This is a genomic window from Pseudomonas sp. H3(2019), from assembly GCF_007713465.1.
Classification (GTDB): domain Bacteria; phylum Pseudomonadota; class Gammaproteobacteria; order Pseudomonadales; family Pseudomonadaceae; genus Aquipseudomonas.
In genome coordinates this window covers 257,746-280,145 of record NZ_VMSG01000004.1, presented here as the reverse complement: position 1 = coordinate 280,145, position 22,400 = coordinate 257,746, and the positions used below count along the sequence as shown (strand labels likewise).

Annotated in this window: 20 protein-coding genes; 13 read left to right on the top strand and 7 right to left on the bottom strand. The window is 60.0% G+C overall.

Going from position 1 to position 22,400, the window contains the following annotated elements:
* Nucleotides 1–81 precede the first annotated feature (81 nt).
* The 6 genes from FPT12_RS06775 to FPT12_RS06750 all read left to right on the top strand — a co-directional run bounded on the left by FPT12_RS06775 (nucleotide 82) and on the right by FPT12_RS06750 (nucleotide 6,056).
* The gene (locus FPT12_RS06775) at nucleotides 82–828 is read left to right on the top strand and encodes an amino acid ABC transporter permease (protein ID WP_145015200.1); all 747 of its coding nucleotides are present in this window, start codon (nucleotides 82–84) and stop codon (nucleotides 826–828) included.
* The gene (locus FPT12_RS06770; protein WP_145015199.1) at nucleotides 828–1,499 is read left to right on the top strand and encodes an amino acid ABC transporter permease; all 672 of its coding nucleotides are present in this window, start codon (nucleotides 828–830) and stop codon (nucleotides 1,497–1,499) included. The genes FPT12_RS06775 and FPT12_RS06770 overlap by 1 nt, the downstream gene beginning before the upstream one ends.
* The gene (locus FPT12_RS06765) at nucleotides 1,496–2,230 is read left to right on the top strand and encodes an amino acid ABC transporter ATP-binding protein (protein WP_145015198.1); all 735 of its coding nucleotides are present in this window, start codon (nucleotides 1,496–1,498) and stop codon (nucleotides 2,228–2,230) included. The genes FPT12_RS06770 and FPT12_RS06765 overlap by 4 nt, the downstream gene beginning before the upstream one ends.
* Before the next feature lie 242 nt (nucleotides 2,231–2,472).
* Nucleotides 2,473–4,374 (top strand): sensor histidine kinase, encoded by a 1,902-nt coding sequence (locus FPT12_RS06760; RefSeq protein ID WP_145015197.1) that lies wholly within the window; start codon nucleotides 2,473–2,475, stop codon nucleotides 4,372–4,374.
* Nucleotides 4,371–5,699: a sigma-54 dependent transcriptional regulator gene (locus FPT12_RS06755; protein WP_145015196.1), complete on the top strand. Its 1,329-nt coding sequence runs from the start codon at nucleotides 4,371–4,373 to the stop codon at nucleotides 5,697–5,699. Before FPT12_RS06760 ends, FPT12_RS06755 begins: the two co-directional genes overlap by 4 nt.
* 27 nt (nucleotides 5,700–5,726) lie before the next feature.
* Nucleotides 5,727–6,056 carry a GlpM family protein gene (locus FPT12_RS06750; protein WP_178098641.1) on the top strand — a complete coding sequence of 110 codons (330 nt, stop codon included), beginning with the start codon at nucleotides 5,727–5,729 and terminating at the stop codon, nucleotides 6,054–6,056.
* 46 nt (nucleotides 6,057–6,102) lie between these two features.
* On the opposite strand, the gene FPT12_RS06745 is transcribed toward FPT12_RS06750, so the two are convergent.
* Nucleotides 6,103–6,873, bottom strand: coding sequence for a MipA/OmpV family protein (locus tag FPT12_RS06745; protein ID WP_145015194.1), 771 nt, complete (start codon nucleotides 6,871–6,873; stop codon nucleotides 6,103–6,105).
* Between the two features lie 228 nt (nucleotides 6,874–7,101).
* Here FPT12_RS06745 and FPT12_RS06740 point away from each other — a divergent pair, with 228 nt between their 5' ends.
* From FPT12_RS06740 to FPT12_RS06715, 6 genes are read left to right on the top strand one after another with little or no spacing between them, the layout of a single operon-like run.
* On the top strand, nucleotides 7,102–7,824 hold the full coding sequence (locus FPT12_RS06740; RefSeq protein WP_145015193.1) for an MtnX-like HAD-IB family phosphatase: 723 nt from the start codon (nucleotides 7,102–7,104) through the stop codon (nucleotides 7,822–7,824).
* Nucleotides 7,817–9,211, top strand: coding sequence for an aspartate aminotransferase family protein (locus FPT12_RS06735; protein ID WP_145015192.1), 1,395 nt, complete (start codon nucleotides 7,817–7,819; stop codon nucleotides 9,209–9,211). The genes FPT12_RS06740 and FPT12_RS06735 overlap by 8 nt, the downstream gene beginning before the upstream one ends.
* Entirely contained in the window at nucleotides 9,208–10,071 is an 864-nt protein-coding gene (locus tag FPT12_RS06730) for a carboxylesterase (RefSeq protein ID WP_145015191.1), read from the top strand. Before FPT12_RS06735 ends, FPT12_RS06730 begins: the two co-directional genes overlap by 4 nt.
* A 14-nt stretch (nucleotides 10,072–10,085) precedes the next feature.
* On the top strand, nucleotides 10,086–11,210 hold the full coding sequence (locus FPT12_RS06725) for a GNAT family N-acetyltransferase (RefSeq protein ID WP_145015190.1): 1,125 nt from the start codon (nucleotides 10,086–10,088) through the stop codon (nucleotides 11,208–11,210).
* Nucleotides 11,210–12,988, top strand: a complete 1,779-nt coding sequence (locus FPT12_RS06720; RefSeq protein ID WP_145015189.1) for an ATP-binding protein — start codon at nucleotides 11,210–11,212, stop codon at nucleotides 12,986–12,988. The genes FPT12_RS06725 and FPT12_RS06720 overlap by 1 nt, the downstream gene beginning before the upstream one ends.
* Nucleotides 12,978–14,375, top strand: coding sequence for a sigma-54 dependent transcriptional regulator (locus FPT12_RS06715; protein WP_145015188.1), 1,398 nt, complete (start codon nucleotides 12,978–12,980; stop codon nucleotides 14,373–14,375). The genes FPT12_RS06720 and FPT12_RS06715 overlap by 11 nt, the downstream gene beginning before the upstream one ends.
* A 142-nt stretch (nucleotides 14,376–14,517) precedes the next feature.
* On the opposite strand, the gene FPT12_RS06710 is transcribed toward FPT12_RS06715, so the two are convergent.
* Nucleotides 14,518–15,552 (bottom strand): alpha/beta fold hydrolase, encoded by a 1,035-nt coding sequence (locus FPT12_RS06710; RefSeq protein ID WP_145015187.1) that lies wholly within the window; start codon nucleotides 15,550–15,552, stop codon nucleotides 14,518–14,520.
* Between the two features lie 229 nt (nucleotides 15,553–15,781).
* The gene (metE, locus tag FPT12_RS06705) at nucleotides 15,782–18,094 is read right to left on the bottom strand and encodes a 5-methyltetrahydropteroyltriglutamate--homocysteine S-methyltransferase (protein WP_145015186.1); all 2,313 of its coding nucleotides are present in this window, start codon (nucleotides 18,092–18,094) and stop codon (nucleotides 15,782–15,784) included.
* A 108-nt stretch (nucleotides 18,095–18,202) separates the two neighbouring features.
* On the opposite strand from metE, the gene metR reads away from it, so the two are divergent.
* Nucleotides 18,203–19,120, top strand: a complete 918-nt coding sequence (gene metR / locus FPT12_RS06700) for a transcriptional regulator MetR (RefSeq protein ID WP_019693392.1) — start codon at nucleotides 18,203–18,205, stop codon at nucleotides 19,118–19,120.
* Between the two features lie 132 nt (nucleotides 19,121–19,252).
* Here metR and FPT12_RS06695 read toward each other — a convergent pair whose 3' ends face one another.
* The 4 genes from FPT12_RS06695 to FPT12_RS06680 form a co-directional block, all read right to left on the bottom strand.
* Nucleotides 19,253–19,750, bottom strand: coding sequence for a GNAT family N-acetyltransferase (locus tag FPT12_RS06695; RefSeq protein ID WP_145015185.1), 498 nt, complete (start codon nucleotides 19,748–19,750; stop codon nucleotides 19,253–19,255).
* Nucleotides 19,751–19,755: 5 nt separating this feature from the next.
* Nucleotides 19,756–20,394: a LysE family translocator gene (locus tag FPT12_RS06690; RefSeq protein ID WP_145015184.1), complete on the bottom strand. Its 639-nt coding sequence runs from the start codon at nucleotides 20,392–20,394 to the stop codon at nucleotides 19,756–19,758.
* 13 nt (nucleotides 20,395–20,407) lie between these two features.
* Nucleotides 20,408–20,857 carry an NUDIX domain-containing protein gene (locus tag FPT12_RS06685; RefSeq protein WP_145015183.1) on the bottom strand — a complete coding sequence of 150 codons (450 nt, stop codon included), beginning with the start codon at nucleotides 20,855–20,857 and terminating at the stop codon, nucleotides 20,408–20,410.
* 71 nt (nucleotides 20,858–20,928) lie between these two features.
* A complete protein-coding gene (locus FPT12_RS06680) occupies nucleotides 20,929–22,263 on the bottom strand; it encodes an HD domain-containing phosphohydrolase (protein WP_145015182.1) in 1,335 nt (444 codons plus the stop codon).
* Nucleotides 22,264–22,400 lie beyond the last annotated feature (137 nt).

The window sequence follows — 22,400 nt, the reverse complement described above, 5'->3', positions numbered from 1 at the left end:
GTGCCTGATCGTCGAGATCAGAGGGAACGGAGTTTCCCCAGGCGGGCACTTGTACATTGATCGATCTGAGGGGAGACCCTAATGAATTACAACTGGGATTGGGGCGTGTTCTTCAAGTCCACCGGTGTGGGCAGCGAGACCTATCTCGACTGGTTCATCACGGGATTGGGCTGGACCATCGCCATCGCCATCGTGGCCTGGTTCGTCGCCTTGATGCTGGGCTCGGTGCTCGGCGTCATGCGTACCGTACCGAATCGCCTGGTATCGGGCATCGCCACCTGCTATGTGGAACTCTTTCGTAACGTACCGCTGCTGGTTCAGCTGTTCATCTGGTACTTCCTGGTGCCCGACCTGTTGCCGCAAAACCTGCAGAACTGGTACAAGCAGGACCTGAATCCGACCACCTCGGCCTACCTGAGCGTCGTCGTGTGCCTGGGCCTGTTCACTGCCGCCCGGGTTTGCGAGCAAGTGCGCACGGGTATCCAGGCGCTGCCGCGTGGCCAGGAATCGGCGGCCCGCGCCATGGGCTTCAAGCTGCCGCAAATCTACTGGAATGTGCTGTTGCCCCAAGCCTACCGGATCATCATTCCACCGCTTACCTCGGAATTCCTGAACGTGTTCAAGAACTCCTCTGTCGCCTCGCTGATCGGCCTGATGGAGCTGCTCGCACAGACCAAACAGACCGCCGAGTTCTCCGCCAACCTGTTCGAAGCCTTCACCCTGGCGACCCTGATCTACTTCACCCTGAACATGAGCCTGATGCTGCTGATGCGCATGGTCGAGAAGAAAGTTGCGGTGCCCGGCCTGATTTCCGTGGGGGGTAAATAATGGATCTCGATTTCAGTGGAGTCGTCCAGGCCGTCCCCGGCATGTGGAACGGCATGGTCATGACCCTGCAACTGATGGTGCTCGGCGTCGTCGGCGGGATCATCCTCGGCACTATCCTGGCGCTGATGCGGCTGTCTCACAGCAAACTGCTGTCGAGCATTGCCGGCGCTTACGTGAACTACTTCCGCTCGATCCCGCTGCTGCTGGTGATCACCTGGTTCTACCTGGCGGTACCGTTCGTGCTGCGCTGGATCACCGGCGAAGACACGCCGATCGGTGCGTTCACCTCGTGCATCGTGGCCTTCATGATGTTCGAAGCGGCGTACTTCTGCGAAATCGTCCGTGCCGGTGTGCAGTCGATTCCCAAAGGTCAGATGGGCGCAGCCAAGGCGTTGGGCATGAGCTACGGCCAGATGATGCGCCTGATCATCCTGCCGCAAGCGTTTCGCAAGATGACCCCGCTGTTGCTGCAACAAAGCATCATCCTGTTTCAGGACACCTCGCTGGTCTACACGGTCGGCCTGGTGGACTTCCTCAATGCTACGCGGGCCAGTGGCGACATCATCGGCCGCGCCAATGAGTTCCTGATCATCGCAGGTCTCGTGTACTTCACAATCAGCTTTGCCGCCTCACGGCTGGTCAAGCGTCTGCAAAAAAGGTTTGCCGTATGATTTCTATCAAGAATGTCAACAAGTGGTATGGCGACTTCCAGGTACTGACTGACTGCAGCACCGAGGTCAAAAAAGGCGAAGTGATTGTGGTGTGCGGGCCGTCCGGCTCCGGTAAATCCACCCTGATCAAATGCGTCAACGCCCTGGAACCGTTCCAGAAAGGCGACGTGGTGGTCGATGGCACCTCCATCGCCGACCCGAAGACCGACCTGCCGAAATTGCGCTCGCGCGTTGGCATGGTGTTCCAGCATTTCGAACTGTTCCCGCACCTGACCATCACCGAAAACCTGACCATCGCGCAGATCAAGGTGTTGGGCCGCAGCAAGGAAGAAGCCACCCAAAAGGGCCTGCAACTGCTTGAGCGCGTCGGCCTTTCGGCTCACGCCCACAAACACCCGGGCCAGCTCTCCGGTGGTCAGCAACAGCGTGTGGCGATTGCCCGCGCGCTGGCAATGGACCCGATCGTCATGCTGTTCGACGAACCGACCTCGGCGCTCGACCCGGAAATGGTCAATGAAGTGCTCGACGTGATGGTGCAACTGGCCCACGAAGGCATGACCATGATGTGCGTAACCCACGAAATGGGCTTCGCCCGTAAAGTGGCGGACCGGGTGATCTTCATGGATCAGGGCAAAATCATCGAGGACTGCAAGAAGGAAGAGTTCTTCGGTGACATCAACGCCCGCACCGACCGCGCGCAGCATTTCCTCGAGAAGATCCTGCAGCACTGATAACAGCACCGCTCCCCACCTGTGGGAGCGGTTGCCGAAGGCTGGTAATCAATTGTGGCGAGGGGGCTTGCCCCCGCTCGACTGCGCAGCAGTCGTAAAGCCAGTCAATGCGGTGTGTCTGACGAAATGAAGTTGCAGTATTTGGGGCCGCTCCACAGCCCAACGGGAGCAAGCCCCCTCACCACACCAAACCGGCAGCGATCTGCTATGGAATGCGATCTGGTTGACCCAAGGCATCTGTGATGAAATGCGACTCCACCCTCTATCGCGCCGCGCCGCCATCACTTGCCGTGAAACCCCGTCTGATTCGCCATCTGTTCATGCCACCGCTGGTCATCTTGCTGATGGTCGGATTGGGTTACCTCGGCTTCTGGGTCAGCGAGCACTACGGGATTCGCAGCCTGAGCGAGAACGGTCAACGTCAGTTGGAACTGCACGCTCGCGCGGTCGAAAGCGAGATCAGCAAGTACACCTACCTGCCCAGCTTGCTGGAACTCGAATCAAGTGTTTCAGAGCTGCTGGCCGACCCTACGCCCGAGCACCGGCAAGCGGTCAACACTTACCTCGAAGGCCTGAACCGGCGCAGCCGTAGTCGGGCAATCTACGTGATGGACACCACTGGTCGGGTACTGGCCACCAGTAACTGGCGCGATGTCGACAGCTACCTCGGTGAAGACCTGTCCTTCCGTGCGTATTTCCAGAATGCCGTGCGCGGCCAGCCTGGACGTTTCTACGGCATCGGCAGCACCAGCGGCGAGCCCGGCTACTACCTGGCGCATGGTCTGGAAGAGCAAGGCAAAATCATCGGCGTCGCGGTGGTCAAAGTTCGCCTCGAAGCCATGGAAGAGCGCTGGCAGCGTGCACGCCTGGAAGCCTTCGTCAGCGACGAGAATGGCATCATCATTCTGTCCAGCGACCCGGCGCGGCGACTCAAATCGGTTCGCCCGCTCAGCGACGACACCAAGGAGCGCCTGGCCCGTAGTCTGCAATATTACTGGTACCCGCTCAACGAACTGGAACCGTTGGCGCGCGAGCGACTGTCCGAAGGCGTGGAAAAAATCACCTTCCCGGCCAACGCCGAACTGGTCTCGGATGAACAGGAAATCAGCTACCTGTCGCAGACCCGTCCCTTGAGCGATACGCCGTGGAATTTCACCCTGCTCACACCGCTCGGGGATTTGCGTCGTGAGGCGATCAACCAGGGCATCCTGGTCGCGGTGGCCTTCGCGCTGGTGGCGTTCCTGTTGATTGCCTGGAACGAACGGCGCAAAGTCATCGCCACCCGCCTCGCCGCCCGTGAAGCGCTGCAAGAAGCCAACAATCAGCTCGAACGCAAGATTGCCGAACGCACTACCGACCTGCGGGCCAGCAACGAGCGCCTGAAAAGCCAGATCCGCGAACGTCGCCAGGCCGAAGAAACGCTGCGCCGGGCTCAGGATGAACTGGTACAAGCTGGCAAACTTGCGGCCATCGGCCAGATGTCCACCAGCATTGCCCATGAATTGAACCAGCCGCTGGCTGCGTTGCGCACCTTGTCCGGCAACACCGTGCGCTTTCTTGAGCGCGGTCAGCTGGACATCGCCAGTGCCAACCTGAAAACCATCAACGAATTGATCGACCGCATGGGCCGGATCACCGCCAGCCTGCGCTCCTTTGCCCGGCGCGGCGACGATCAGGGCCAAGCCAGCCTCGGCAAAGCGGTAGACGCCGCCTTGCAGTTGCTCGGCGCACGCCTTGAAAGCGCTCGTTTGCTGTTGCACCGCGAGTTCAGCGACGTGCAAGTACAGATCGACCAGACCCGTCTGGAGCAGATCCTGGTCAACCTGATTGGCAACGCGCTGGACGCCATGCAAGCGCAGCCATTGCCCGAGCTATGGCTGGAAGGCGAGGTTGTCGACGGCAAATATCACCTGCGCGTCCGCGACAACGGCCACGGTATCGATGCCGAAGCCCGCAAGCATTTGTTCGAACCTTTCTTTACCACCAAACCCGGCGAACAGGGTCTGGGCCTTGGCCTGACCCTGTCGGCGAGCCTGGCGGCCGCCACCGGCGGTCACCTCGGCGTCGAGCACCCGGCCAGCGGTGGTACCGCTTTCGTCCTCAGCTTACCGTTGGTAAGCCCCGTTCCTGCCGAGCCGATATGAACAACGACCTTAGTGTGCTGATCGTCGAAGACGATCCCCATGTCCTGCTCGGTTGCCAGCAGGCGCTGGCTCTGGAAGATATTCCCTGCGAAGGCGTTGGCAGCGCTGAAGAGGCTCTGGCACGGGTCGGCGACAACTTTGCCGGGATCGTCATCAGCGACATTCGCCTGCCGGGCATCGATGGCCTGGAACTGCTGAGCCGTCTCAAGGCCCGTGACCGTAGCCTGCCGGTGGTGCTGATCACCGGCCATGGCGACATCTCGATGGCGGTTGGCGCGATGCAAAAAGGCGCCTACGACTTCATGGAGAAACCGTTCTCCCCCGAACGCCTGGTCGACGTCGCGCGCCGCGCCCTGGAGCAACGCAGCCTGGCTCGCGAAGTGACTTCGCTACGCCGACAGTTGGCCGAGCGTGATTCCCTAGAAGGTCGGATCATCGGCCGCTCGCCCGCCATGCAGCACCTGCGCGAGCTGATCGCCAACGTCGCCGACACCTCGGCCAACGTGCTGATCGAAGGCGAGACCGGCACCGGCAAAGAACTGGTTGCGCGTTGCCTGCACGACTTCAGCCGCCGTCACTCGCAGCAATTCGTCGCGCTGAACTGCGGTGGCCTGCCGGAGAACCTGTTCGAAAGCGAAATTTTCGGTCATGAAGCGAATGCGTTCACCGGCGCCGGCAAACGGCGGATCGGCAAGATCGAACACGCCGACGGCGGCACGTTGTTCCTCGATGAAGTGGAAAGCATGCCATTGCCGCTGCAAATCAAACTGCTGCGGGTATTGCAGGAGCGCACGCTGGAGCGGCTCGGCTCGAACCAGAGCGTTGCGGTCGACTGCCGGGTGATCGCGGCAACCAAGTCCGACCTCGACGACTTGAGCCGCGCCGGTCAGTTTCGTAGCGACCTGTATTACCGCTTGAACGTGGTCACCCTGGAACTGCCGCCGCTGCGTGAGCGACGCGAAGACATCCTGCAATTGTTCGAACACTTCTTGCAGCAATCGTCCCTGCGCTTTGACCGTGCGTTGCCTGAACTGGACAACCAGACCCTGTCGAACCTGATGAGCCACGACTGGCCCGGCAACGTGCGCGAGCTGCGTAACGTCGCCGAGCGTTTTGCCCTGGGTTTGCCGGCCTTCAAGAAATCCGGCACTGGTGGTGCCGCCCAAGATCTGGCGTTCTCCGAAGCGGTGGAAGCCTTCGAACGTAACCTGCTCAACGACGCCTTGCAGCGCAGCGGCGGCAACCTGACCCAGGCCAGCCTGGAACTGGGCATGGCCAAGACCACGCTGTTCGACAAAGTTAAAAAATACGGCTTGAGCCACTAACCCACTGCGAGAGTTTTCGTGGATCTACTGTTAAAAGCTGCACTGGGCGCCGCGGTGGTGGTGATCCTCGCCTTCCTCGCCAAAACCAGAAACTATTACATCGCAGGCCTGGTGCCGCTGTTTCCGACCTTTGCACTGATTGCCCATTACATCGTCGGCAAGGGCCGCTCGCTGGACGATCTGAAGACCACCATCGTGTTTGGCATGTGGTCGATCATTCCGTACTTCGTTTATCTGGCGACCTTGTATGTAATGGTCGATCGGCTGCGACTGGAGGCATCGCTGGCAGTGGCTGCGCTCGCCTGGTTGATGGCGGCGACGGTGTTGGTCAGTGTTTGGGTTCGCGTTCACGGCTGACTTCCTGTCGGCCTCCAAAAGATCGCTGCCTCCGCTACGGGGACGCTCAATCGAACTTGTAAGCGATCGCCGCCTGAACCTCGCCCTGGTTCACGCGGCCTTCTTGTTTGACGATAGTGCTGTCCGCCGCCGAATTGGTCAGATGCTTCCAGGTGGCACTGGTCACCAGCGACCACTTTGCGGCCAGCGGGAACTCGAAGTTCTGGGTCAACGCCACATTCTGCAAGCCGCCACTGGCCTTGTACGGACGGAACTCCGAATCCCGGGCATCTTTCTGGGAAACACCAAAGAACGTCTGAGTCTGCTGGCGATCAGCAAAATTCGCGTTCAGTTCGCTACTGCCAATGATCCCCAGCCCCAGTGGATAACCCACTTCCCCGCCCACCCGACCGAGCACACCACCCTGGCCGCGATTAGCGCCCACGGTATGGCCGACGAAAGCGAAAATGCGCCAGAAATCAGCCGGGCTGTACTGAACGAAGCCACCGGCCTCGCCCATGGCCGACACATTGTGCAGGCCCCGTAGCGTGCCATTGGAGTTGCGGCCCGGAATATAGTTGATAAACGGCCCGGCACTGAAACCATTGGCTTTCAAGGCGCTCCAGGTTAAACCGTCATCGGTGCTGAGGCTGACATCGCCCCAGTCCAGATCGAAGTAAGGCACCGGCACGGTTTCATAACGGCTACCCGTGGGGTCATAGGGTTGATTGCTCATGCCGAGACCTGCCTCACCGGTTATCCCGGCAGCCTGCGCGGTGGCGCAAAAGCCGCCAAGACACAGCAAGGCAGTGAATACGGCAGAGGTAATCCTGAACATAGAACGATTCCTTGGCAGTGCATGCGCGCATCAACTCCCGGGCCGATTTTCCTGCGCAAGCACTCATGTTGTTTGTAGCGACCTACAAAAATTGTAGCTTCGCGGACATATTTTCCGCACAGCATACCTCAGAGCCCCAGCCTATAGGATCTGAAACAACTTGGCACAATCCCTGCTCTACCCGTTGCAAGCGCATCAGCGCGCCCCTGCCCCAACTAGGTAATGCAGATGATTGATTGGCATATCGTGTGTGATTTCGACGGGACCATCACCCGGACCGACGTAATCGACAGCATTCTCCAACGTTTCGCCGACCCAAGCTGGGAAGCGATCGAGGACGAATGGCTGAGCGGTGCTATCGGCTCGCGTGAATGCCTCAGCCGCCAGCTTTCGCTGGTCAAGGCAACTCCCAATGAACTGCTCGAGTTCTTCGACAGCGTCGAAATCGATGCCGACTTCCCGGACTTTATCGACCATGTGGTCGGCCTGGGCGCTTCCATCGAAGTCGTCAGTGACGGTATCGAACAAGGTATCGCGCGGATTCTGTCGCGCAACTACGTCAGCCTCCTGCCGATCCTCGCCAACCGCCTGCGCCAGGTCGACAACAACAGCTGGCGCATCGACTTCCCGTATTCGAGCGACGCCTGCCGCGCGGCCTCCGGCAACTGCAAATGCAAATCCACGCCCAGCAGCAAACGCGTGCTGGTGATCGGTGACGGTCAGTCCGACATGTGCGTGGCCTCCACCGCCGACTTCGTATTTGCCAAGGACCGCCTGGCCGAACATTGCGAACACAATGGCATCGCTTACGCCCGCTTCGACAGCTTCGCCGAACTTCCGGCCCTGCTGGCCAAACTGCCGGCCGGCAGCGCAGCCAACGCCACTGACTTCGCACTTGAAACCTCTTCTGAACTCTCGCTACACAATCAGGAACTCTTCCACCATGTCTGATATCCGAATTGCTACCGCAGAAGACCAGGTTCTTCTGGATAAAGAAGCCAAGTACTGCTCCTACGGCGACACCGTTCACTACATCGATCCTCCGCGCATTTTCAGCCGTTGCGAAGGTTCCTACGTGTGGGACACCGAAGACCAGGCCTACCTCGACCTGCAAATGTGGTACTCGGCGGTCAACTTCGGTTACGCCAACCCGCGTCTGAACAACGCCCTGAAACAACAGATCGACACCCTGCCGCAAATCGCCAGCCAGTACCTGCACAAAGGCAAGATCGAGCTGTCGGAAATGATTGCGGTCGACGCCAAGAACAAGTTCGGCCTCGATGGTCGCGTGCACTTCAACGTCGGCGGTTCGCAGTCCATCGAAGACTCGTTGAAAGTGGTGCGTAATGCCTCCAACGGCAAGAGCCTGATGTTCGCCTTCGAAGGCGGCTACCACGGCCGTACTCTGGGTGCATCGTCGATCACCTCGAGCTTCCGCTACCGTCGCCGCTATGGCCACTTCGGCGAGCGCGCCAACTTCATCCCGTTCCCGTACCACTTCCGCGGCCCGAAAGGCATGACCAAGGAAGAATACGGCAGCCACTGCGTGCAGCAGTTCGCCCGTCTGTTCGAAACCGAATACAACGGCGTTTGGGACCCAAAAACTAACCAGTGTGAATACGCAGCCTTCTACGTCGAGCCGATCCAGGGCACCGGCGGCTACGTCATTCCGCCAATGAACTTCTACAGCGAGCTCAAGCAAGTGCTGGATCAGCACGGCATCCTGATGGTTTCCGATGAAATCCAGATGGGTTTCTGGCGTACCGGCAAGCTGTGGTCGATCGAACACTTCGACGTTAAACCTGACGTGATCGTATTCGGTAAGGCGCTGACCAACGGCCTCAACCCACTGGGCGGCATCTGGGCCCGTGAAGAGCTGATCAACCCGAAGATCTTCCCGCCAGGTTCGACTCACTCCACCTTCGCCTCCAACCCACTGGGTACCGCGGTAGGCCTGGAAATGTTCAAGATGACCAGCGAAGTCGACTACGGCGCGATGGTCATGGCCAAGGGCAAGTACTTCCTCGAAGGCCTGCAAGAGCTGCAGAAACGCTTCCCGATCATCGGTGACGTCGACGGCCTGGGCCTGGCCCTGCGCTGCGAAATCTGCACCACTGACGGCTTCACCCCGGACAAGGCCACCCTGGACTACATGGTCGAGGAAGGCATGAAGGGCGATATGGTGGTTGACGGCCAGAAACTGGGCTTGATCCTCGACGTGGGCGGCTACTACAAAAATGTGATCACCCTGGCACCGTCGCTGGAAATCAGCTACCCGGAAATCGACCTGGGCCTGAAACTGCTCGAGCAGTTGCTGAATCGAGCCATGAAACGATGAACGAAACAGAGATCGATCTGGGCGAAGGTAGCACCGGTTTCGTTCTCGGCAGTGGTGAGGTCGCGGTGTTGTTGATCCACGGCCTGACCGGCACCCCGACGGAGTTGCGTCGGGTTGCCATCGGCTTGGCCAAATCGGGTTGCACGGTGTACGTGCCAACCCTGGCCGGGCACTGCGGTGATAACGCCGACCTGCAAGCCACTGGCTGGCAGGATTGGTACGAAGGTGTACGCAAGACATTCGTGGGCATACGCCAGCGGCACGAACAGGTGTTCGTCGGCGGTCTGTCCATGGGCGCGGTCATGTCCATGTATGTCGCGTCCGAGCATCCAGGACAGGTCGCCGGCCTGCTGATGTATTCAACCACCCTGCGCTACGACGGCTGGAGCATCCACAAACTGGCGTTCCTGACGCCTTTGCTGATGAAGATTCCGTTCGGCGTGCACATCTGCAGCTTCGAAGAGAAGCCACCTTATGGCATCAAGAACGAGCGCCTGCGGGCGATCGTCGAACGTCAGATGAAAGACGGCGAAAGCAGCAATGCCGGTCTGTTGACCATGGAAGGCGTCACCGTGCGCGAACTGCACCGGATGAATGCCGTGGTCAAGAAACGCATGCCGTCGATCAAGACACCAGCCCTGGTGCTGCACTCCATCGAAGACGACATCACCAGCCGCTGGAACGCCGATTACGTCGAACGCCATCTCGGCGGCCCGGTTACCAAGATCCTGCTGGACAACTGCTATCACATGATCACGGTTGACCTGGAGTATCGCCGCGTCGTGGATTTGAGCGCAGACTTTGTCCAGCAGCTTTCCATGAAGCCGGGCGAGCGTGAAGAGTATCGACAGCTGGCGTAGCTTAAGGACAAGACGTGATCACCGCCCGTGCCTATTCAACCATCGAGGCCATCGAACGCTGCGCCTGGAATGACTGCTTCCCCGGGGAACTGGAGGACTGGAATTACTATCGGGCCGTTGAACAGGCAGGTGTCACCGACTTCCAGTGGCGCTACCTTGCCCTCTATGAAGGCAGCACGTTGATTGCCGCAGCCGCGGCATTTACCACGCAGTACTCGCTCGACACCACGGTGCGGGGCATCGGCAAATGTATCACGCAGCGTTTGCGCCCATGGTTGCCGCGGATGCTGGATATTCGCTTGTACGCCATTGGATCGCCCGTCACCGAGCAATGCCACGCAGGCACCGCCAGCCATATCGCTGACGATCAACGTCCGGTGTTGCTCCGCCAATTACTGACGTTGGCCCGCAACGATGCCAACCAGGCCGGAATCGGCCTTCTGGCTGTCAAGAATGCCTCCAGCCAAAATCAGCAGTGGATTGACGTCTGCCGCGAGGCCGGGCTGCAAACCATGCCTGGATCACCAAGCGCGGTATTGCCGATCACCTTCGGTTCGCTGGACGCCTACCTCGGTACATTGGGCAAATCCACTCGCAAGGACTTGCGCCGCAAACTTCGGGCCCAGGGTCCGCGGATCGAATGGCGACGTTCGGTCGACGATGTATTGCCGCAGATGATGCGCTTGTATGAAGCCACCCTGGCGCGCAGCGATCTGGAGTTCGAACGACTGTCCGCAGAGTATTTCACCAGTATCCTCGAACACCTCGACCAACGTGCCGCGTGCGTGCTGTATTGGGTGGACGAGCAACTGGTGGCGTTCAACCTGGTGTTGCTGGACGAACATCGACTGGTGGACAAATTTTTTGCCCACGACCTGGAACAGACCCGTGAGTACAACCTGTACTTCAGAAGCTGGCTGGCCAATGTCGACTACTGTATTCAACACAACATCCCGTTATACGCATGCGGCCAGACCGACTATGCCAGTAAGCTGCGGCTCGGTTGCTCGTTTGAAGGCAATACGCTGTTTTTTCACCACCGCAACGGGTTGCTCAATACATTACTGAAACTCGTGAAACTGTTTGTCCGACCGGATAAATCCGACCCTGCCATGGCTGCTGCGATAAGCGAAACCTGATGATCAAAGTCCGACGCCGTAAAGCCCTGCCCTTCGCCATCTCCCGCTGGAGCCTGCAACGCAAGCTGGTATTGGCATTCTGGCTGGTCAGCGTAATCCCGACCATGATCGCTGCGGAACTGGCGGCCACCACGCTGTCACAGATCTTCGATAGCAACGTGCGCATCTGGTTGCAGGAATCGACCAAGATCGTCGAAGACGAAGTCCGGGAAATCCTCCGCGAAAACACGCGGGTCGCCCAGTTGTTGCTGCGCCACATCCGCCCGATCAACGACCGGCTTTCGGCCCGGCAGGACCGCCTCAGCGCCGACATTGCCGAAGCCATGGGCATCGACGTCGTGGCGCTGGTGCGCACCAGCGATCACAAAGTGCTGTTCAGTACCGTGACCGACGACATCGTCCAGCAAATCAACACCGCGCCCAAAGCCGTCCTGCAAACCATTCAGGTCGCGGGCGCGTCCACCGGCATCCTGGTCTCGACCTTCCAGACGACCCAGGCTGGGGTCGACTATCAGTTGGTCCTCGCCAACTATCTGGACAGCAGCTTCCTCACCAGCGTCGCCGATGTGCATTCCCTTGACCTGCGGTTGTACCTGGCCAAGGCCGAGGACTTCTCGGAAATTTTCGCTACCCAGCGCTTCGACGATCACCCCATGAAGGTGCCCGAAGATATCGAGCAAATCCTGCGCGCCACGAAAAAACCGATCGAACAGTTCACCAATAACTACAGCGGCATCTATCGGCCAATCCTCACCGACAACGGTGAACTTCAGGGCGTGATCTTCAGCGGCCTGCTGCGCCACAACAGTCTGGTCGGGCTGGTGAACCAGAGCAATCTGTTCATCCTGATTTTCATCCTCAGTTCGGCGCTGTCGCTGGGTGTCGGCTGGCTGGTCTCGCAACGCCTGACCCAGCCCCTGCGCGCTCTATCCAAAGGCGTTCGGGCGGTGATCGACGGCGATTATCGTCAGCGAGTGCCAGTCTATGGCAGCGACGAACTGGCCGAATTGAGCAGCACCTTCAACCACATGACCGAACGTCTCGGCGAGTTGCAGCACCTGGAATCGCAGCTGCGCCGTCGTGATCGCTTGCACGCCCTGGGTGAAGTGGCCATGGGCCTGGCCCATGAAATCCGCAACCCGCTGGGCATCATCAAGACCGCGACCCAATTACTGCACCGTCGCGCCGACCTGCCCGAGACCGACAAACGGCATCTGGAATACGTGGTCAGCGAGGTCAGCCGGATCAACGACCTGATCACCGACTTCCTCGACTTTGCCAAGCCCAGCGCGCCCATGCGTTCGACCCAGCTGGCACGGCCATTGGTCGATGAACTGATCGGTTTCTGTGCGCCGGAACTGGCGACCCACAACATTGACGCCCGAATCGAAGACAACGCGCCGGCCGCGACCATGTACGCCGACGCCCGACAGCTCAAACAGGCCTGCCTGAACCTGGTGCTCAATGCCATTGACGCGATGCCCGACGGCGGTCGCCTGACCCTGGGCATCGCCAGTGAAGGGCAGTACACCGTCATCAGCGTGTCCGACACCGGCCAGGGCATCGAACCGGACATGCTCGAGCGAATATTCACGCCGTTCGTCACCACCAAGGCGTCCGGAACGGGGCTTGGGCTGGCCAAAGTCTTCTCGATCATGGAAAACCATGACGGGCGAGTTGAATGCGTCAGCGAAAAAGATGCCGGCGCCACCTTCAGCCTGTACATTCCGGCCAATGGCGAAGACGACAGCGACGACGGGGACAGTGATGACGCATAACATTCTGGTGGTCGATGACGAGCCCAAGCTCTGCGACTTGTTGGCCTCGGCCCTGAGCCAGAACGACATCCAGGTGTTCACCGCCAGCAATGGCCTGCACGCGCTCAAAGTGCTGGAACAGGAAGACATCGACCTGGTGATCAGCGACTGGCGCATGCCCGGCATGGACGGGCCGCAGTTGCTGGCGGAAGTCAAAGTGCGCTATCCGCAACTGCCGGTGATCGTCATGACGGCCTATAGCACAGTGAAAAACGCCGTGCAGTCGATGCGCAATGGCGCCTTCGACTACATTGCCAAGCCGTTCGACATCGATGAGCTGGACATCACCGTCAACAAGGCCCTGCAATTTCGCGACATTCTCAAAGACAACCAGCGCATGCGCGCCGAGCTTGAAGAACACCAGCAGATCGACAGCCTGGTGGGCGACAGCCCGACCTTCCGCCGAGTGCTGCAAGCAGTGGATTCGGTACGCGAAAGCAATGCGACCATCCTGCTCACCGGCGAAAGCGGCACCGGCAAGGAAATGGTCGCCCGGGCCATCCACAAACACGGCAACCGCGCCGACAAACCCTTCGTCGCAGTGAACTGTGCGGCGATCCCCGAAGGGTTGCTGGAAAGTGAAATGTTCGGCCATCGCAAAGGCGCCTTCACCGGCGCCATGGCGGACCGGGTCGGGCGCTTCATGCAGGCCGACAAGGGCACCTTGTTTCTCGATGAGGTCGGCGACATGCCGCTGGCCTTGCAGGCAAAAATCCTCCGCGCCTTGCAGGAGCGAGTGATCGAGCCGGTGGGCGACCAGCGCGAGCGCAAAGTCGATGTGCGCGTGATCGCCGCCACCAACAAGAACCTGCTGGAAGCGGTGGCCAACAAAGAGTTTCGCGAAGACCTCTACTATCGCCTCAACGTGTTCCCGATCCCCCTGCCGCCCCTGCGTGAACGGCTCGAAGACATCGCGCCATTGGCCCGGCATTTTGCTCACACTCTGGGCGCCACTGCTGGCAAACGCATCACCGGTTTCAGCCCGGAAGCCTTGCAGGCCATGGCCAGTTATCCGTGGCCGGGGAACATCCGCGAACTGCAGAACTGCGTTGAACGCGCCACCATCGTGGCTTCGGGTTCAGTGATCGAAGAAGACGATCTGCCGGCGTACCTGTTCGCCTCAAGGCCCACCGTCGACGGCGCCCGCGTGCCCCTCAACGTAGGCACTGGCGTGCCGCCGGACCTCGACGCCGCGCTGGTGGAAGTCGAGAAGTCCTACATTCTTGCCGCCCTGCAACAAAGCAATGGTGTGCAAGCGGCCGCTGCGCAACTGATCGGCATCTCGGAGCGCAGCTTCTGGTATCGGCTGAAAAAACTCGGGATTCATGTGGACAAGATTGTCCGCTGATCCTGTGAAGATCGTTCCCCCCGCATGATCGTTCCCACGCTCCCGCGTGGGAATGCAGCCCGGGACGCTCCGCGTCCCTTCAACAGCCGAACGCAGAGCGTCCGTAGAGGCATTCCTTTGCTGCGCGTGGGAACGATCCGCCTTACAACAGATTCGGCGCCAGCACCGGATCAATCTGCGCCCAATGCGAGGTGTCTTCACGATGGTTTCGCAGGTACGGCAACACCGCCGCCAGTAACGGCGCCTTGAACGCTTCCTGAAAACGATGGGCCAGCCCCGGAATCAGCTTCAACTGACTGCCCTGGATATGCGCCGCCAGGTGAATGCCATGCATCACCGGCAACAGCGGATCGGCGGTGCCATGCACCACCAGCGTCGGCACCCGCAGTTGGTTGAGCAACGCCACCCGGCTCGGTTCGGCGAGGATCGCCATGATCTGGCGTTTCACCCCTTCAGGATTGAACGCCCGGTCGTATGACACCGCGGCCTGATGCAACAGCGCCTGACGATCATCGGTGACCTGCGGACTGCCCAGCGCGGCCAGCAGATCGGCCTGTTGCTCCAGCGCCACTTCCCGGTTCGGCGCACTGCGCCGTGAGAGCAATTGCACCAGCGCCGCGTTGGGTGCTGGCAAGCCTTCAGCGCCCGAGCTGGTCATGATCAGTGTCAGACTCTCGACCCGTTGCGGCGCCATCGCCGCCATGTGCTGGGCGATCATCCCGCCCATGCTCGCACCCAGTACATGGAATTGCTCCACGTGCAGCGCATCCATCAGCCCCAGCGCGTCGTCCGCCATATCCGTCAGGCTGTACGGCGCCGCTACGGGTAAACCGAGTTTGTAGCGCAGCACCTCAAAGGTCAGATTGGCGTTGGCCGGCGCCTGACGCCAGGTCGACAGCCCGACATCGCGGTTGTCATAGCGAATCACCCTGAACCCCTGCTCGCACAGCGCTACCACCACCTCGTCCGGCCAGTGAATCAACTGGCCACCCAGGCCCATCACCAGCAGCAACGCAGGATCGGACGCACGACCGATGCTCTGGTACGCCAGGCTCACCTGCGCCAGATCGACACGCTCGGTCGGCACATTGACATCGCAGCGCGAAGCCGCCAATGACGGCAGTCCGAATAGCAGCGCGGCCAGAAAAACCGCAGTTGAAAAAAATCGTACCCGCATGAAGAAACACCGAAACGCAGAACCCCAGTAGAGCGCGAGTCTGATGAACTTTGTTAAAGCGCGCTGCCACAGTTGCGTGACAGTTTGATGAAGGGTGCCGAACGGTCGTTTTGGAGACCGCGTTATCGTTCATCGCGAGCAGGCTCGCTCCCACAGGATTTATGTCGGATACAGAGTTTGTGTACGACACAGATCAAATGTGGGAGCGAGCCTGCTCGCGATGGCGCCCCTAAGCCAGTTGATTACGCAACTGGCGAGCAGCGGCCACCATATTCACCAACGCTGCTTCCGTCTCCGGCCAGGCGCGGGTTTTCAGGCCGCAGTCCGGGTTGACCCACAGCCGTTCGGCCGGAACCCGCTGCACAGCCTTACTCATCAACTTGACCATCTCGGCGGTGTCCGGCACCCGTGGCGAGTGGATGTCGTAGACGCCCGGGCCGATGTCGTTCGGGTAGTCGAAGGCCTTGAAGGCTTCCAGCAACTCCATGTCCGAACGCGAGGTTTCGATGGTGATCACGTCGGCGTCCATGGCGGCGATGGACTGGATCACGTCGTTGAATTCGCTGTAGCACATGTGGGTATGGATCTGCGTTTCATCGCGCACGCCAGACGCGCTCAAGCGAAACGCTTGCACCGCCCAGTCGAGGTATTCCGGCCACTGCGCCCGGCGCAGCGGCAAGCCCTCGCGGAACGCCGCTTCGTCGATCTGGACGATTTTGATCCCGGCCTGCTCCAGGTCGACCACTTCATCGCGCAGGGCCAGCGCCAACTGTTGCGCCTGGACTTTACGCGACACGTCTTCGCGCGGGAACGACCACATCAGCATCGTCACCGGCCCGGTCAGCATGCCTTTCATGACCTTGTCGGTAAGGCTCTGCGCGTAAGTGATCCAGTCGACGGTCATGGCCTTCGGACGGCTCAGGTCGCCATAGATGATCGCCGGCTTCACACAGCGCGAGCCGTAGCTCTGAACCCAGCCGAAACGGGTGAACAGGTAGCCGTCGAGTTGCTCGGCAAAGTACTCGACCATGTCGTTGCGCTCGGCTTCACCGTGCACCAGCACGTCGAGGCCAAGACGTTCCTGGATTTGCACCGCGTGGCGGATTTCGCTGTGCATGGCGTCGGTGTAATCGTTGGCCGAGAGCTTGCCCTGTTTGAACGACTGGCGCGCCAGACGGATCGATGCGGTCTGCGGGAACGAGCCGATAGTGGTGGTCGGGAAGGCCGGCAAATTCAGGCGTGCACGTTGCAACTCGATACGCTTGGCAAACACGGAGTGACGCTGACTGTCGGTGTCGCGAATGGCCCGGATGCGCGCCTGCACCTCGGCTTTGTGGATGCGTGGCGACTGCGCACGGCTGGCCTGCACGGCACGGCTCTGCGCCAGCGCAGCCTGGACCTTCGGCGCTTGCGGATCGTTGAGCGCATCACGCAGCACGGCAATTTCACCGCACTTTTGTACGGCGAACGCCAGCCAGCTCTTCAGCTCGGCGTCGAGCGTGTCTTCACGATCCAGATCCACCGGGCTGTGCAGCAGCGAGCACGAACTGCTGACCCAGAGGTTGTCGCCATACCGCTCTTGCGCCGGTTTCAGTTGTGCCAGCGCCTGTTCCAGCTCGCAGCGCCAGACATTGCGACCGTTGACCAGGCCCACCGACAGCACTTTGTAAGTCGGCAGGCGATCGAGTACCTGGCCCAGTTGTTCCGGCGCTCGCACCGCGTCGATGTGCAGGCCGTCCACCGGCAGGCTCACCGCCAGCCCGAGGTTGTCTTCCAGGCCACTGAAGTAGGTGGCCACGAGTTTTTTCAGCGGCGAATACTGAAGGATGTGGTAGGCGCGCTCGAAAGCGTTTTTCCAGGCTTGCGGCAGGTCGAGGGTCAGGATCGGTTCGTCGATCTGCACCCATTCCACACCTTGAGCCTTGAGGCGATTGAGGATTTCGCCGTACAGCGGCAGCAGGCGCTCGAGCAGGTCAAGCTTGTCGAAGCCGTTGCCTTTGGTTTTGCCCAGCCACAGATAAGTCAGCGGGCCGATGATCACTGGCTTGACGCTGTGACCGAGGGCATGGGCTTCGTCGACTTCATCGAACAGCTGCTCCCAGCTCAATTTGAACGGCTGGTCAGCGCTGAATTCCGGGACCAGGTAGTGGTAGTTGGTGTCGAACCACTTGGTCAGTTCCTGCGCATGGTGTGTCTTGGCTGACTCACCATCGCAGCACTTTGCACTGGCGCCACGGGCCATTGCGAACAAGGTGTCGAGGGTCGGCAGGCCCTGTGCATCCTTGGCGCTGTCGAAGCGTTCGGGGATCACGCCAAAGGTCAGTGAGTGCGTCAGCACCTGGTCGTACCAGGCGAAGTCGCCCACCGGCAGCAGGTCGATACCGGCGTCTTTCTGCACTTGCCAGTGTCTGGCTCGCAGTTCACGGCCGACGCTTTGCAACCCGGCCTGATCGAGGTCGCCCTTCCAGTAGGATTCGAGGGCTTTTTTCAGCTCGCGGTCGGCACCGATGCGTGGAAAACCGAGTGTGTGGGCCAAGGCCATGGTGTGTTTCTCCGAAGTAAAAGATGGCCCTATTGTCGACAGCCAACCCAACATGAGACAAACTCAACCTTTTCGTGTTGATCACAAAATTTGCTCATGGAGCCCCCAGTGCTCGAAATCCGTCACCTGAAGACCCTGCACGCCTTGCGCGAGGCCGACAGCCTGGTCGAAGCCGCCGACCGTCTGCACCTGACCCAGTCCGCCCTGTCCCACCAGTTCAAAGAGCTGGAAGAGCGCATGGGCATGCCGCTGTTCGTGCGCAAAACCAAACCGGTGCGTTTCACCAGCGCCGGCCTGCGCCTGCTGCAACTGGCCGACGCGACCCTGCCGCTGCTGCGCGGGGCCGAGCGCGACATCGCACGCCTGGCCGGTGGCACCGCCGGACGGCTGCACATGGCAATCGAATGCCACAGCTGCTTTCAGTGGCTGATGCCGACCATCGACCAGTTCCGCGATGCCTGGCCGGAAGTCGAGCTGGACCTGGCGTCGGGTTTCTCCTTCGCCCCACTGCCGGCCCTGGCCCGTGGTGACCTGGACCTGGTGGTAACGTCCGACCCGCTGGAGCTGGCCGGGATTACCTACGTGCCGTTGTTCACCTACGAAGCGATGCTCGCGGTGGCCAACCAGCATCGGTTGGCGAACAAGCCGTACATCGTCCCGGAAGATTTGCTCAGCGAAACCCTGATCACCTACCCGGTGGAACGTGATCGGCTGGACATCTTCACCCGTTTCCTGGAACCGGCCGACATCGAACCGGCGCAAGTGCGCACCTCGGAACTGACGGTGATGATGATGCAACTGGTGGCCAGCGGCCGTGGCGTCTGCGGCATGCCGCATTGGGCGCTGCATGAGTACAGCTCACGGGGTTACGTGAAGGCCAAGCGCCTCGGTGAGAAAGGTTTGTTTGCCACGCTATACGCCGGGATCCGCGCCGACATGCTCGACGCGCCGTATATGCGCGACTTTCTGCTGACGGCCAAGGACACCTCGTTCTCGACCCTGGATGGGGTTAGCGCGGTGCGCTGAAACCTGGTCGATGATCGTTCCCACGCTCTGCGTGGGAATGCCTCACTGGACGCTCCGCGTCCATTTTGGCTGTGACGCGGAGCGTCACGGGCTGCATTCCCACGCAGAGCGTGGGAACGATCTCGATTGGTTTCAGATCTCGCGCCACATATGGATCTTGTCGAAGTACTCTTCGCCAACCCGCACCGCCAGCGGCTCCAGGCCAAATTGTGCGAAACCGCAACGCTGGTACAACGCCAATGCGGCGTCATTGCCAGCGGTGACGGTCAATTGAATCAGCTTCAACCCCGGCCGAGCCCGCGCCGCAATGAAAAGCGCCTGAACCAGTTGGTAGCCGAGCCCGCGCTGTCTGACCGTGTCTGACACGTACAGACCAAACAGCGTTGCCTTGTGCCGGGCTTTTTCCCGCGCCTCGAAGGCCAGGCCGACAATACCCACCAGTTCGTCGCCTTCAAATGCGCCGAACAGCACGTCCAGCGGGCTGGTCAAGCGTGACTCCCACCAGCTCAACGGCATCACCGCGCGCTCGCGGACACTCGACGTGAACGCCTGCGGGTGACGGTCATAGGCCTCAAGCATCAGCGCCCGATAAGCGAGTGCATGGCTGGCATCGAGTCGTTGGATTGCCATATGCGTCAAGCCATGCGCCGCTGTTCAGACATCAGCCGCACTGCCAGCCCGGCCAGTACGAAGCCCATGAAATAGCGCTGAACCGCCAGCCAGCTCGGATTGTTGACGAACCACGAGGCAATCCCGGCAGCAAACAGTGCGATAAACAGGTTAACCGTGAAACTCACGCTGATCTGGGTCAGGCCCAGGGCGATACTTTGGGTAAACACCGAACCATGTTCCGGGCTGATGAACTGCGGGAATACCGAGAGATAGAACACCGCAATTTTCGGGTTCAATGCGCTGGTGAAAAAGCCCATCAGCATCAGTTTTCGAGAAGAATCCGGCGGTAATTGCTGCGCCTCAAAGGGCGAGCGCGCACCCGGTTTGACTGCCTGCCAGGCCATCCACAGCAGATACAGGGCGCCGGCCCATTTGAGCGCCTCGTAAGCCATCGGCACCGCCATGAACACTGCTGTCAAACCGGCCGCCGCGGCGAACAGATGCACGAAAAAACCTGCGACAACCCCAAGCAACGAGGTCACGCCCGCCTTGCGTCCCTGGCAGATCGAACGGGAGATCAGATAGATCATGTTCGGGCCCGGGGTCAGCACCAGTAGCAGCGAGGCCGCCGCAAAAATCAACAGATCATGTGTTGGAATCATGACGCAGTCCTTGTCATTGTGTGGGGGGGCAGGCCGGAGCCGTCAGGGAGGCTCGATAAAACGGCAGGATCAGGTCCCGTGTCAATGGCGCAAGGGTGACATCAACGACGTTGTGCGGATCAACCCACAGCACTTCTTCGATCTCTGCCGCCGGGGTGACGTGTTGCTGGATATCCAGCTGAAAAATCTCGGCCTCGACCACAAACCCCGGCTCATTGGCGGCGGGCGCAGAAAACTTGCCCAGATAACTCGCTTGAGTGGTATCGATGACCAAACCCAGTTCTTCTTCCAGCTCGCGGGCCAACGCCTCGACCGGTTGCTCACAGGCCTCGATCTTGCCGCCCGGTTGCATGAAGGCCTGGGTCCCGCGCTTGCGCACCAGCAGGGTTCGACCGTCCGGGCCGATCAGCAAGGCAGCGGCAATGCGGATAATGCGCGGTGAATCAGAGGATGAAAGCGTCATGGATCAACGATGGCCTTGGACAAAAGAGCCAAGGATCACATGAGCACAGGTTTCACGTCACCTCGAAATAACTACGCGGAGATAGCTGTTTCAGACTCCTCGGGCACATGGACAAATACGCTGTACCTGGCACCCTCCATGGCTTCGAAGGCGATGAGTTTTTCCACCAGCGGGCCATTGAGCACCTTGCCGGCATTGAGCAGCAGCATGCCGTTGTCGGCATTGAGGTTGCGCGCCAGCACCATCCCGGCCGCCAGATCGCGGGTGCTCAGCACCTTGACTGTCGGATCGCCGAGGGTGATATCACGCTGGTACGTGGCGCAGACCTGAACAAAGTCTTCCACCAATTCCGGGTCGTAGAGACGCCCGGTGTATTTGCGGATGAACAGCAGCGCTTCATCACTGTTCATGTGTCGTTCAAGAATCAGCCCGCACTGCAATTCGATGAAGTCCACGGCCAGCTTCAGCAGGCGCGAACCCAAAGGGATTGCCTCCCCCTTGAGGCGATCGGGAAACCCGCTGCCGTCCCAGCGTTCCTGATGGTGCAGGATCAGGCGTGCGGCATCCTTCATCGGTTCAAGGGTCATCAACAGCGATTCGCTCTGTTTCGGATAACCGCGATACAGCTCCCGTTCGGCGTGATGCAACAGGTCCGAAGGGGCCGTCATCATGCTGTCGGTCCAGCTCAGCTTGCCGATGTTGTAAAGCGCCGCCGCCATGGTCAGGTCTCGGCTGCTGGCCTCATCCAGCCCATGGGTCTGGCAGTAGATACGCACCAGATCGATGATTTGCCGGTTGGTTTGCTTGGCGGGTGGCAGACGCAGATTGGCCAGCAACGAAAACACTTCGGTGCCGGTGACATAGCTGTGCTTGAGTTCTTCGTAGGCCAGATCGAGCATGTCGGCGGTCTGCTGCAGTTCGGCAGTGCGCGCTGCGACACGTTTTTCCAGGGATACGTTGAGCTGCTTCAACTCCTCGTTCTGATCCCACGTCAACTGCACCAGACGCAGCCGCTCGCGCTCGGAGAGCTGATACGCCAGCGACTGGCGCAACGTCAGCAGCATTTCCTCGTCATTCCAGGGTTTGCTGATGTAACGGTGAATCTGCCCCTCGTTGATCGCCTTGATGATCATCGACAGGTCGGCATAGCCGGTCAGCAGGATGCGTACGGTGTCGGGATAGTGTTCGTGGATGTGCGCCAACAGGGTCGCACCGTCCATGTTGGGCATGCGGGCATCGGTCATCACCAGATCGACCGGTTGCTGCTCCATGATCTCCAACGCATGGGTGCCGCTTGTGGCCAGCAGCACTTCATAGGGTTGGCCGCGCAACAGCCGACGCAGGCTATTGAGGATCGATTCTTCGTCATCAACCAGTAACACTCGGGGTTTAAGCGGCTCATCCATGGCATTACCTCAGCTGAAACAGACCAGTCGTTTGTGAGCACCCAAGGGAACTCCCCCTCCTCCTTGGGCCTGAACTAGAGGCTAGACGGTTTTTCAGCACAGTTCGCAATAGATTTGCCACACGGCAGGCGGCGAAC

Coding starts and splice junctions, on each gene's coding strand:
- FPT12_RS06775 (WP_145015200.1), top strand. CDS start 82: ATGAATTACAACTGGGATTGGGGCGTGTTCTTCAAGTCCACCGGTGTG.
- FPT12_RS06770 (WP_145015199.1), top strand. CDS start 828: ATGGATCTCGATTTCAGTGGAGTCGTCCAGGCCGTCCCCGGCATGTGG.
- FPT12_RS06765 (WP_145015198.1), top strand. CDS start 1,496: ATGATTTCTATCAAGAATGTCAACAAGTGGTATGGCGACTTCCAGGTA.
- FPT12_RS06760 (WP_145015197.1), top strand. CDS start 2,473: ATGAAATGCGACTCCACCCTCTATCGCGCCGCGCCGCCATCACTTGCC.
- FPT12_RS06755 (WP_145015196.1), top strand. CDS start 4,371: ATGAACAACGACCTTAGTGTGCTGATCGTCGAAGACGATCCCCATGTC.
- FPT12_RS06745 (WP_145015194.1), bottom strand. CDS start 6,873: ATGTTCAGGATTACCTCTGCCGTATTCACTGCCTTGCTGTGTCTTGGC.
- FPT12_RS06740 (WP_145015193.1), top strand. CDS start 7,102: ATGATTGATTGGCATATCGTGTGTGATTTCGACGGGACCATCACCCGG.
- FPT12_RS06735 (WP_145015192.1), top strand. CDS start 7,817: ATGTCTGATATCCGAATTGCTACCGCAGAAGACCAGGTTCTTCTGGAT.
- FPT12_RS06730 (WP_145015191.1), top strand. CDS start 9,208: ATGAACGAAACAGAGATCGATCTGGGCGAAGGTAGCACCGGTTTCGTT.
- FPT12_RS06720 (WP_145015189.1), top strand. CDS start 11,210: ATGATCAAAGTCCGACGCCGTAAAGCCCTGCCCTTCGCCATCTCCCGC.
- FPT12_RS06715 (WP_145015188.1), top strand. CDS start 12,978: ATGACGCATAACATTCTGGTGGTCGATGACGAGCCCAAGCTCTGCGAC.
- FPT12_RS06710 (WP_145015187.1), bottom strand. CDS start 15,552: ATGCGGGTACGATTTTTTTCAACTGCGGTTTTTCTGGCCGCGCTGCTA.
- metE (WP_145015186.1), bottom strand. CDS start 18,094: ATGGCCTTGGCCCACACACTCGGTTTTCCACGCATCGGTGCCGACCGC.
- FPT12_RS06695 (WP_145015185.1), bottom strand. CDS start 19,750: ATGGCAATCCAACGACTCGATGCCAGCCATGCACTCGCTTATCGGGCG.
- FPT12_RS06690 (WP_145015184.1), bottom strand. CDS start 20,394: ATGATTCCAACACATGATCTGTTGATTTTTGCGGCGGCCTCGCTGCTA.
- FPT12_RS06685 (WP_145015183.1), bottom strand. CDS start 20,857: ATGACGCTTTCATCCTCTGATTCACCGCGCATTATCCGCATTGCCGCT.
- FPT12_RS06680 (WP_145015182.1), bottom strand. CDS start 22,263: ATGGATGAGCCGCTTAAACCCCGAGTGTTACTGGTTGATGACGAAGAA.